Source organism: Bacillus sp. B1-WWTP-T-0.5-Post-4, assembly GCF_009183795.1.
Lineage (GTDB): Bacteria > Bacillota > Bacilli > Bacillales > Bacillaceae_G > Bacillus_A > Bacillus_A cereus.
This window is the reverse complement of record NZ_WEIJ01000002.1, coordinates 806,038-817,832: the sequence shown is the minus strand read 5'-3', so window position 1 is coordinate 817,832 and position 11,795 is coordinate 806,038. Positions and strand designations below refer to the sequence as shown.

Below are 11,795 nucleotides of genomic sequence, written 5' to 3'. Positions count from 1 at the left end.
CCCTGTAATTAAAAAATCCAATTCCAAATAGTGAATAGACCAACAACGGCAGAAAAGAGAAGGGAAGCAAGCAATGCTAGACAGCCAAAAGGAACTAGCTTATCTTGCCATGTTTCTTTATACTCATAAATTAACTCCTCTGCTACTTTCTTCTGCACTGAAGATAAAGGTTGATCTTTATACAAACCTTTTATATGGTTAGAATCGCCTTTAAACTTTAAAGCACGTGCAATATGATGAGGACTATTTCCCATTGATTTTTCAAATAATAAACATGATTCATGCATAATATCTGTTTTATGCTCTTCTAGATACCAGTAACGTCCAGCCATTTCTGGATATTGTAATGTATAATAAATATCTCCGAGTTGTTTTCGAAGATGTAATTCATTTGGGTATGTAAAGATGAGGCCGTGCAATCTATCTCTTGCTTTTCCAAGATTATTATTTTCAATATCCTCTTCAATTCTTTTTAATGTTTTTCTAGGAATTTTATTGGTCATAAACTCCTCCTTATTTAGAATAGAGATAAGTATATTTTATAAGAAATACTAAAAATTAGAAATTCTATTTTCGAAAAAGATTGTACATTTTATTTTAATGTGCTATGATGATGTCAGTTGAATAGTTAAATTAAGCAATCCATATGTTATCAAGTGCTGAAAACGAACGAGAAAAAGTATGTGAGAACTAGTTTATGTTTCGTATTTGATAATGTGTGGATTCTTTTTTTAGACAGGAAGACTAAAAAATTTAAAATTTGTATTTTCTTAGGAGGAAATAATTATGGCAGTAACAGGACAAGTAAAATGGTTTAACAACGAAAAAGGTTTCGGTTTCATCGAAGTTCCAGGCGAAAACGACGTATTCGTACACTTCTCAGCAATCGAAACTGACGGTTTCAAATCTTTAGAAGAAGGTCAAAAAGTTAGCTTCGAAATCGAAGACGGTAACCGTGGACCTCAAGCTAAAAACGTAATCAAACTATAATTTTATAGTTGATGATGGAAAAAAGGATGGCTAATGCCATCCTTTTTTTGTTGTGGGGAAAGTTTTTTCAGAGCCTGTTTTTATATCTAAATCTCTTTTTCTATGTTACAACGGGTGAAAAATTATCTGGAATGCGTATTAGTTTCTGTAGAAGAATTAGTTCAGCAAGAGCATTTGCTGCGTATGATAGTAAATAACTATAAATTTGTATTCTCTATTGAAATAGGGGAATCTTTTCCAGATAGACCTTGAGTAACATCTTTTTTGTTAGCATTGTTGTTGGAATTTTGTACGTTTTGAGATGATGTTTCTAACAGTTGTTCTTGTTCCTTACTAGGGGTATTCAGAGCATCTGAGGGAATGCTATTAACCTGCTGATTTAATGGATTTTCTTTATCCATAGTATACAACTCCTTTTTAGAATTCGATAAAAAGCAATGTAATTATAAATAGCTACTTATATATATTGTGTTTTTGAATGACATTATATACAAAACTTATATTACAAAGTTAACTAATTAACGAATTGTTAGTGATGGATAAAGATGTACAAATTTGAAGTGTTTAATAAAAATTAAAAGCGGGTAACAAGTAATACTCTTTCTCATGTTTTATATAAGGATCATATTACAAATCAAAAAAGATGTAGAGAACCTTGGAAGAAAATATAGTCGTTTTTTAGGGGGAAGAAGAATAAATAAAATGATACTACGAATGTAAAAAGGCATTCCATAAAGGAAGGCCTTTTATTGTTCTTGTCCTGATTTTTTCTTCTCACGTTTTTTACATTCTGGACATTTTGATTTACGAAACGGTTTGGCAAAGAATAGCAGAATGAAAAATAAACCGAATATAATACTAGCTGAGTTTTTCACGATAATGACGCTACTATTTTTCATTTGAATCGATGGTTGGATCTCTTTTTCTTCCATAGTGGCCCTCCATATATTGGATTTACATTTTAATTATAGCAAAGTTAATTGTTTTCATGATGTGAAAATAGGAAGGGATAATAAATATTTATAGGTAGTATAAATGCTGTTTTTATAACTTTAAAATTAAATCATTACTATATCGTGATTTTTTTATTTAACAAATGTTTGATAAATGATAAAAAATTGTAAAAAAGCGGAACTTGTAAGCTATTTCCTTTTCATAGATGCTAAAATTATATATGCAGCTGCTAATATAAATGGAAAAAAGGAGATAATGGAGTATGGAAAGTAAAGTGGAACGCTATGTCGAAAATTATGTTGTAACGAAAAATACGATGGCCTTACTTCCTGTTATTCTAAGTGAAAAGAAAATTGTTACGCGAGTCGTTGAAATGAATGATTCTTTTTTCGTATTTCAAAAACCTCTAGATATTATAGAAAGAAGTTGCCGCAAGCATGGCTCTAGTTTCTTAGGCAGAAAAGAAGGAACGAAAGAGTTAACTCATATTACACATAAAGCACCGATTGCGATTAGTCCAGCAGATCAACTTTATTTTTTCCCTACCTATTCTTACTCTAGAAAAGAGTGTGCTTGGTTGTCTCATTTTTATATTGAAAGTAATAAAGAATTAAAAGATGGAAATCTTATTATTAGATTTATAAATGGCTTTGCTGTGAAATTAGAGATATCAAAAACTAGTTTTGAAAATCAACAAAATCGTACAGCAAAATTACGTACTGAATATGAAGATCGTAGGAAAAAACAAGGGAATCCTTGTTTTAAAGAGGTTGATAAAAAAGAGGAATCAACATTAAGACCCGCTTATGAGAGTGTGTATTTTGTAAAGGAAGGCGAAGTGTGAAAGGATGGGGGAATCCCCATTCTTTTTTTGTTTATCCTGTTATTTGTGGGCAGTAAGACCCCGCCTCAAAATTCAGCGAAAGCAAAGAAGTTAAGCGGGGTATCAACAAAATCCCCACTGATTAAAGTTTCACTTTATCAGTCTTTGTAGGTAAGGCGATATATTAGAAAAACCGAGTTGTAATTGTTATATTTAGAAAATCACCATTGTAATTTCATTTACCGAAAAAATCAAAAAACAATCTAAATAACAAAACGAACGACACGTCCTGTCGAATATTGATAGATTATCATAGCTAAATAATGAAGGAATTCTTATGAAAGATATGGAAACTTTAATAAATACATCTCCATATGTCGTATCTACCATTTCCTCTTTCATATAAGCAATGATACAGTAGGGATAGTATTTAGAGTAAAGGGGTAAAGTGTAGAATGGATTTTCAGACAATCAAAGAGTATTTTTCACCAGAAAATATGGATCATATTGTTGAGAGTTATAAAGCGTTCGGACCACTTCTTGGTATTGGTTTACCGATGATAGAGGCGTTGATTCCAGCATTACCGCTTATCGTATTTGTACTGGCGAATGCTGTTGCATTTGGCTTTTGGCTCGGTTTTCTTTATTCATGGCTTGGATCAGTAATGGGTGCATTACTTGTCTTTTTCATCATCCGCCATTTTGGTCGCAGTCGTTTCTTTTCGTTTGTAAATAAGCATGAGAGAGTACGAAAAGCAATGGGGTGGATTGAAAGGAAAGGATTCGCACCGATTTTTGTTATATTTTGTTTTCCGTTTACACCGTCAGCGCTCATAAATGTTGTCGCTGGTTTATCACGAATTAGTGTAAAACAGTTTGGTCTAGCGTTAGCATTCGGAAAACTTGTGATGATTTTTATTTTAACGTATATCGGTCATGATTTAATGTCATTTATTCATAATCCGGTGAAATCAGTTATTGTAGCGATTGGTATTTTTATTTTATGGTATGTCGGTAAGAAAATCGAAGTAAAGTTAGAACTACATTAAGAATAGTCTTCTTTGTAAAGGAAAGCTTCAGTATTAAAGGATAAGGGGAGAAGCAGATGAAGAAAACTTTGAAAAAAGAAGGCATGGAGTGGATACGAACAATTTTAATTGGTGTATTATTAGCTGTATTTTTTCGAACGTTTTTCTTTTCAACGTATGTTGTAGAGGGGAAGTCAATGATGCCGACATTGCAAGATGGCAATATGCTAGTTGTAAATAAGGTGAGTTATCAAGTTGGGGACTTGAACAGATTTGACGTTGTGGTATTTCATGCGAATAAAAAAGAGGACTATGTAAAGCGGATTATCGGTTTACCTGGAGATCATATTGAATATAAGCAGGATAAGTTATATATAAACGGTCAATTTATTGATGAGCCGTATTTAGAGAAGTATAAGAAAGAGATAAACGGAAGGCAACTAACAGGTGACTTTACATTAGAAGAGTTAACGAAAGAAAAACTGGTGCCACCTGGGTTTATTTTTGTAGTAGGTGATAACCGGCTCGGGAGCTGGGATAGTAGACACTTTGGCTTTGTAAAAGCTGATACAGTCGTCGGTAAAGTTGATTTGCGATATTGGCCAATTCAGGAGGTGCAAACGAATTTTTCAAAAGGTTGATATAATAGATAAAAGTATAGAAAAAGGCAAACAACTCAGTTTGTCTTTTTTCGTGTCCTATAATACAATTATAGTAGCAAACTAACGTTCGTTATGTAAGTGAAAGGTGGGGTTACATGTCACTTCGATTTGTGATTGGTAGAGCGGGAAGTGGAAAAAGTACACTTTGTTTACGCGAAGTGCAAGAAGAGTTAAAACAATGCCCGAGAGGGAAAACAATATTATATCTTGTGCCAGAACAGATGACATTCCAGACGCAGCAGGCGTTAATTGGAAGTGAGGATGTAAGAGGTTCTATTCGGGCACAAGTTTTTAGTTTTTCACGATTAGCGTGGAAGGTACTGCAAGAAGTTGGCGGAGCGAGTCGTCTTCATATTGATGAAGCTGGTGTACATATGTTACTCCGTAAAATTGTAGAGTCTCGTAAAGATGGATTATCGGTGTTCCAAAAAGCAGCGGAGCAAAACGGTTTCTTTGAACATCTTGGCAGTATGATTGCAGAGTTTAAACGTTACAATGTAACGCCATCTAACGTATATGAAATGTGGCAACAATTAGATGCGCATAGTAGCAGTGCCGAACAAAAGTTACTAGCGAATAAAGTGTATGATTTACAGCTATTATACGATGATTTTGAACGTGCTTTAATTGGAAAATACTTAGATTCAGAAGACTACCTGCAATTGCTAGTGGAAAAGCTTCCGCAGTCTGAATATGTAAATGGTGCGGAAATTTATATAGATGGATTTCATTCATTCTCCCCGCAAGAGTTAGAGATTGTAAGACAGCTTATGATTTGCGGAGCGAGAGTTACAATCACGTTAACGATAGATGAAAAAACGTTAGCGCAGCCAGTAAATGAACTCGATTTATTTTATGAAACGACGTTAACGTATGAAAAAATAAAACAAGTAGCGCGTGAAGAGAAAATAGAAATTGAAAAAACAATTCCACTTATGGAACAGCCGCGTTTTCATTCTCCGGCATTAGCGCATTTAGAAGCTCATTATGAAGCGCGTCCGAATGAAAAATTTAACGGTGAAGCGAGTGTAACGATTAGTACAGCTGCGAATTTACGAGCGGAGGTAGAAGGTGTTGCGCGTGAAATTCGTAAACTTGTTGCGAATGAAAAATATCGTTACCGGGATATTGCAGTGCTTCTTCGTAATGGGGAAAGTTATTACGATGTGATGCGAACGTTATTTACAGATTATAATATCCCGCACTTCATCGATGAAAAGCGCCCGATGTCACACCACCCATTAGTAGAATGTATTCGTTCTGCACTCGAGATTATTAGTGGGAATTGGCGTTATGATGCGGTGTTCCGTTGCGTGAAAACAGAGCTTTTATATCCATTAGACGTAAGAAAAGAAACGATGCGTGAAGAAATGGATGAATTTGAAAATTACTGTTTAGCGTACGGTGTACAAGGAAAGAGATGGACTTCAGAGGATCCATGGATGTATCGCCGTTATCGTTCTCTTGATGATACGAACGGGATGATCACAGACAGTGAACGTGAAATGGAAGAGAAAATAAATAGGTTACGTGACGTTGTAAGAACACCTGTTATTCGCATGCAAAAAAGGTTAAAGCGTGCAGGAACAGTTATGCAAATGTGTGAAGCAGTTTACTTATTTTTAGAAGAACTGGATGTTCCGAAAAAACTAGAAGAATTACGTATACGTGCAGAAGAAAGTGGAGATTTCTTATTTGCGACAGATCATGAACAAGTATGGGAAGAAGTAATGAGCCTTCTTGATACGTTTGTAGAGATGCTTGGTGAAGAGAAAATGTCTCTTTCTATGTTTACGGACGTTATGTCGACTGGTCTTGAGGCGCTTCAATTTGCTAACATTCCGCCGTCATTAGACCAAGTGTTAATTGCTAATATTGATCACTCCAGGTTATCTGATGTGAAAGCAACGTTTATTATAGGTGTAAATGAGGGTGTTATTCCAGCAGCACCTATGGACGAAGGTATGCTTTCTGATGAAGAAAGAGAAGTTCTTGGTGCAGCAGGGATTGAATTAGCGCCAACGACGAGACAAACTTTGTTAGAAGAACAGTTCGTTATGTATCAAATGGTAACGAGAGCATCTGAGAAGCTATACATTTCATGCCCGCTTGCAGATGAAGAAGGAAAGACGTTACTTGCGTCTAGCTTTATTAAGAAAATAAAAAGAATGTTCCCTAATGTGAAAGATTCATTTATTACGAATGATGTAAACGATTTATCACGTTCAGAACAAATTTCATACGTAGCAACGCCAGAAGTAACGTTATCTTACGTTATGCAGCAACTACAAACGTGGAAGCGATACGGATTTGAAGGGAATTTAGACTTTTGGTGGGACGTATATAATTTCTACGTAACTTCAGATGAATGGAAACAAAAAAGCAGCCGCGTCTTATCAAGTTTATTCTATCGAAATCGTGCGAAGAAACTAAGTACAGCAGTAAGTAGAGATTTATACGGAGATATAATTAAAGGAAGTGTCTCTCGTATGGAACTATTTAACCGTTGTGCATACGCTCATTTTGCGCAGCACGGTTTATCGCTTAGAGAGCGTGATATTTTCAAGCTTGATGCGCCAGACATCGGCGAATTATTCCATGCGGCATTAAAGAAAATTGCGGACAAGTTATTGCGTGAAAACCGTACTTGGGCGGATTTATCCATAAAAGAGTGTGAGCATCTTTCTGTTTTAGTAATAGAAGAAATCGCACCGTTATTACAACGACAAATTTTATTAAGTTCAAACCGTCATTTCTATTTAAAACAAAAACTACAACAAATCATTTTCCGTACTTCAATCATTCTTCGTGAACATGCGAAGTCAAGCGGATTCGTACCAGTTGATTTAGAAGTGCCGTTCGGTATGGGTGGTACAGGATCACTTCCGCCGATGGAATTCTCATTACCAAATGGTGTGAAGATGGAAGTAGTCGGCCGTATTGACCGTGTTGATAAGGCAGAAGATGAAAACGGGACGTTCTTACGTATTATTGATTATAAATCAAGTTCAAAAGCGTTAGATTTAACGGAAGTGTATTACGGATTAGCACTTCAAATGTTAACGTATTTAGATGTCGTTACTTCGAATGCACAGACGTGGATGAAAAAAGGCCACGCAGCATCACCAGCTGGTGTATTGTATTTCCATATTCATAACCCAATCGTTGAGATGAAAGGTGACGCATCTGAAGCTGAAATTGAAAAAGAAATTTTAAAGAAATTTAAAATGAAAGGACTCGTATTAGGAGATGCTGACGTTGTTCGTTTAATGGATAACAAACTTTCAACAGGGAGCTCAGATATTATTTCTGCTGGCCTGAAAAAAGACGGTAGCTTTAGTGCGCGTTCAAGTATTGCAAGTGAGCAAGAGTTTAACGTACTGCAAAAATATGTACACCATACGTTTGAAAATATCGGAAAAGATATTACAGAAGGTGTTATCGATATTGCTCCTTATAAAATGGGAAATAAAGCAGCATGTACGTTCTGTAACTTCAAGTCTGTTTGTCAATTTGATGAGTCACTTGAAGATAATCAGTTCCGATCGTTAAAAGATATGAAAGATAGCGAAGCGATGGAGAAAATAAGAGAGGAGGTTGGCGGAGAATGATAGAAAATTGGCCTAAAAAACCAGAAGGTAGTCAATGGACAGATGACCAGTGGAAAGCTGTTGTAGCAAACGGGCGTGATATTTTAGTTGCGGCTGCAGCTGGATCAGGTAAAACAGCAGTATTAGTTGAACGTATTATTAAAAAGATTATTAATGAAGAGAATCCAGTCGATGTCGACCGCCTGCTCGTTGTAACATTTACGAATGCAGCAGCGCAAGAGATGAAAAACCGAATCGGGGAAGCGTTAGAAAAGGTATTAATTGATGAACCAGGCTCTCAACACGTAAGAAAGCAGCTGAGCCTATTAAATAAAGCTTCCATTTCAACAATTCACTCATTCTGTTTACAAGTAATTAGAGGATACTACTACATGCTTGATGTTGATCCTCGTTTCCGTATTGCGAATCAAACAGAAAATGAATTGTTAAAAGAAGAAGTGCTAGATGACATATTAGAAGAAGAGTACGGAATCGAAGATAATACAATCTTCTTTGAACTTGTTGATCGTTATACGAGTGACCGTAGTGATGATGACTTGCAACGTATGATTTTAGCGCTTCATACAGAATCAAGGGCGCATCCAAATCCGGAAAAATGGCTTGATAAATTAGTAGAAGCATATGACGTAGAAGGAAAGACAATTGAAGATTTAGTATATGCTTCTTATTTATTAGAAGATGTGAAATTCCAGCTTGAAACAGCGGAACAGCATATTCGTAAGGCAACTGAACTCGCAATGCTTCCTGATGGTCCAGCGCCTCGCATTGAAACCCTGCAAGCAGATGTAGCATTACTTGGAACGCTATCATCAGCTGCTCGTGAATCGTGGACAAGTGTGTATGAAGCGATGCAAAACGTATCGTGGCAAACGTTAAAGCGTATTAAGAAAAGTGATTACAATGAAGATGTTGTAAAACAAGTAGATTCTCTTCGTAATAAAGCGAAAGATGAAGTGAAGAAATTACAAGAAGAGTTATTTAGCCGCAAACCTGAAAGTTTCTTACGAGATTTTCAAGATATGCACCCAGTATTAGAAAAGCTTGTTCAACTTGTAAAAGTATTTACAGAGCGTTTCCAAGCGATGAAGCGAGATAAAGGAATGGTTGATTTCACAGATTTAGAGCATTTCTGTTTACAAATTTTAAGTGAACAAAGTGAAAATGGTGAAATGAATCCGTCAGCAGTGGCGCTCCAATATCGTAATAAATTTGCTGAAGTATTAGTCGATGAATATCAAGATACGAACTTCGTACAAGAATCAATTATTAAATTCGTAACGAAAGATTCTGAGAGTGAAGGAAACTTGTTCATGGTAGGTGACGTGAAGCAGTCGATCTATCGTTTCCGACTAGCAGAACCAGGATTATTCCTAGGAAAGTATAAACGCTTCACACAAGAAGGATTAGGCGGCGGAATGAAGATTGACTTAGCGAAAAACTTCCGTAGTCGTCATGAAGTACTAGCAGGTACGAACTTTATTTTCAAACAAATTATGGGCGAAGAAGTTGGGGAAATTGACTACGATGCTGACGCCGAACTAAAGCTAGGTGCTACCTATCCAGAAGGTGAAGATGTAGCAGCAGAATTATTATGTATTCAGCAAACGGAAGAAGAAGTAATAGACGGTGAAGAAGGTGCAGAAGTCGAAAAAGCACAGCTTGAAGCTCGCCTTATGGCGCAGCGCATTAAAGCGATGGTTGATTCCGGTTATGAAGTGTATGACCGTAAAAATGATAGTATGCGTCCGGTGCAATACCGCGATTTCGTTATTTTACTTCGCTCCATGCCGTGGGCCCCGCAAATTATGGAAGAGTTAAAATTACAAGGAATTCCAGTATACGCTGACCTCGCGACTGGTTATTTTGAAGCGACGGAAGTAAATATTATGATGAACGTATTCCGCGTTATTGATAATCCGATGCAAGATATTCCGCTTGCTGCTGTACTTCGTTCCCCAATCGTTGGATTGAGCGATGAAGAACTTGCAACGCTTCGTGCTCATGGAAAGAAAGGCTCGTTTTATGAAGTAATGAGCTCATTCTTAAAAGGGGCACCGCTTGAAGAGGAGCAAGAACTTCATGATAAATTAGAGTGGTTTTATAACTTACTGCAAGGATGGCGTGAATTTGCACGTCAACAATCACTTTCTGATTTAATTTGGAAAGTGTACGGTGAGACAGGTTATTACGACTTCGTTGGCGGTTTACCAGCTGGAAAGCAAAGGCAGGCAAACTTACGCGTACTATATGACCGCGCAAGACAATATGAAGCAACATCATTTAGAGGATTATTCCGCTTCTTACGTTTTATTGAACGTATTTTAGAACGCGGTGATGATATGGGTACGGCGAGGGCTCTCGGTGAACAAGAAGACGTTGTTCGCATTATGACAATTCATAAAAGTAAAGGGTTAGAGTTCCCAGTTGTATTTGTAGCTGGACTCGGTCGTCGTTTTAATACACAAGACTTAATGAAACGTTTCTTATTGCATAAAGATTTCGGTTTCGGTTCGCAATTTATCGATCCGCGTAAACGAATTAAATATACAACATTATCACAGCTTGCGATTAAGCGTAAAATGAAAATGGAATTAATTGCGGAAGAAATGCGCGTACTATACGTAGCATTGACGCGTGCGAAAGAGAAGTTAATTTTAATCGGCACAGTTAAGGATGCAAATAAGGAAATGGAAAAATGGCTTGATGCGAGGGAACATAGTGAATGGTTATTACCAGATCACATACGTGCCGGAGCGTCTTGTTATTTAGACTGGATTGCACCTTCATTATATAGACACCGTGATAGTGAAATGCTTCTTGAATTAGGAAAAGGAAGTATTCCAGATGAAATTTACGGGTATGACACTAGCTGGAAAGTAGAAGTTGTGGACGGTAACACGCTACTTGCACCAGAGCCAGTTCAAGAAGAGAAACAAGAATTGTTAGAAGCGCTTCGTGAGAAAAAGGCTGTTCCCCTGCAAAGTGAACGGAAAGAAGAAGTGTACGACAGATTAATGTGGAAGTACGGATATGAGGATGCGACATCTCATCGTGCGAAGCAATCTGTTACAGAAATAAAGAGAAATTATCAATCTGAAGAAGGTAGCGATAACGCCTTTATTAAAAAACTACGTGCACCAATTAAAACACGCCCGCGATTTATGGAGAAAAAAGGGTTAACGTACGCAGAGCGCGGAACAGCAGTCCATGCCGTTATGCAGCATGTTGATTTGAAGAAACCGATTACGATTGAGGTTCTTCAAGAGCAAATTGCTGGAATGGTAAATAAGGAATTATTAACATTCGAGCAGGCGGAAGAAATAGCGATTGAAAAAGTAATTTCATTTTTTGACAGTGACTTAGGTAAAAGGGTATTAGCGGCGAAAAGTGTTGAGCGTGAAGTACCATTTACGATGATGCTTGCAGCAGAAGAAGCATATCAAGATTGGCAAGGGAAGAGTGGGGAAATGATTCTTGTCCAAGGGGTTATCGACTGCATGATTGAAGAGGAAGATGGCATTACGTTAATCGACTTTAAAACAGATACGATTGAAGGGAAATTCCCAGGCGGATTCGAACAAGCGAAACCAATTTTAGAAGATCGATATAAAGTGCAGCTTTCGTTATATGCAAAAGCACTGGAGAAAAGCTTACAACATCCTGTAAAAGAGAAATGTTTATACTTCTTTGATGGGAATCACGTTGTAAATATTGAAGAATAGAGGGG

General features: G+C 36.8%; 9 protein-coding genes. 6 read left to right on the top strand and 3 right to left on the bottom strand.

Translation table 11 applies throughout. The features are described from left to right. Positions 1-8 precede the first annotated feature (8 nt). Positions 9-503 carry a DUF6584 family protein gene (locus GBN91_RS09870; protein ID WP_000182396.1) on the bottom strand — a complete coding sequence of 165 codons (495 nt, stop codon included), beginning with the start codon at positions 501-503 and terminating at the stop codon, positions 9-11. Between the two features lie 283 nt (positions 504-786). Between GBN91_RS09870 and cspA the strand changes: the two genes are divergently transcribed. Next, positions 787-990 carry an RNA chaperone/antiterminator CspA gene (gene cspA / locus GBN91_RS09865; protein ID WP_000301518.1) on the top strand — a complete coding sequence of 68 codons (204 nt, stop codon included), beginning with the start codon at positions 787-789 and terminating at the stop codon, positions 988-990. Positions 991-1,187: 197 nt separating this feature from the next. Here the strand turns inward: cspA and GBN91_RS09860 are convergent, their stop codons facing one another. Beyond that, positions 1,188-1,391 carry a hypothetical protein gene (locus GBN91_RS09860; protein WP_000356924.1) on the bottom strand — a complete coding sequence of 68 codons (204 nt, stop codon included), beginning with the start codon at positions 1,389-1,391 and terminating at the stop codon, positions 1,188-1,190. A gap of 345 nt (positions 1,392-1,736) precedes the next feature. Then, complete coding sequence (locus tag GBN91_RS09855) at positions 1,737-1,922, bottom strand: hypothetical protein (protein WP_000391373.1); 186 nt, start codon at positions 1,920-1,922, stop codon at positions 1,737-1,739. A gap of 284 nt (positions 1,923-2,206) precedes the next feature. On the opposite strand from GBN91_RS09855, the gene GBN91_RS09850 reads away from it, so the two are divergent. The 5 genes from GBN91_RS09850 to addA all read left to right on the top strand — a co-directional run bounded on the left by GBN91_RS09850 (position 2,207) and on the right by addA (position 11,790). Then, the gene (locus tag GBN91_RS09850; protein ID WP_000444443.1) at positions 2,207-2,788 is read left to right on the top strand and encodes a competence protein ComK; all 582 of its coding nucleotides are present in this window, start codon (positions 2,207-2,209) and stop codon (positions 2,786-2,788) included. 434 nt (positions 2,789-3,222) lie between these two features. Further along, positions 3,223-3,816, top strand: coding sequence for a TVP38/TMEM64 family protein (locus GBN91_RS09840; protein ID WP_000347517.1), 594 nt, complete (start codon positions 3,223-3,225; stop codon positions 3,814-3,816). Positions 3,817-3,872: 56 nt separating this feature from the next. Further along, positions 3,873-4,436 (top strand): signal peptidase I, encoded by a 564-nt coding sequence (gene lepB / locus GBN91_RS09835; protein ID WP_000751919.1) that lies wholly within the window; start codon positions 3,873-3,875, stop codon positions 4,434-4,436. A 116-nt stretch (positions 4,437-4,552) separates the two neighbouring features. Beyond that, positions 4,553-8,068, top strand: a complete 3,516-nt coding sequence (addB, locus tag GBN91_RS09830; RefSeq protein ID WP_086389261.1) for a helicase-exonuclease AddAB subunit AddB — start codon at positions 4,553-4,555, stop codon at positions 8,066-8,068. Continuing rightward, positions 8,065-11,790: a helicase-exonuclease AddAB subunit AddA gene (addA, locus tag GBN91_RS09825; protein WP_152121418.1), complete on the top strand. Its 3,726-nt coding sequence runs from the start codon at positions 8,065-8,067 to the stop codon at positions 11,788-11,790. Before addB ends, addA begins: the two co-directional genes overlap by 4 nt. Positions 11,791-11,795: the final 5 nt, after the last annotated feature.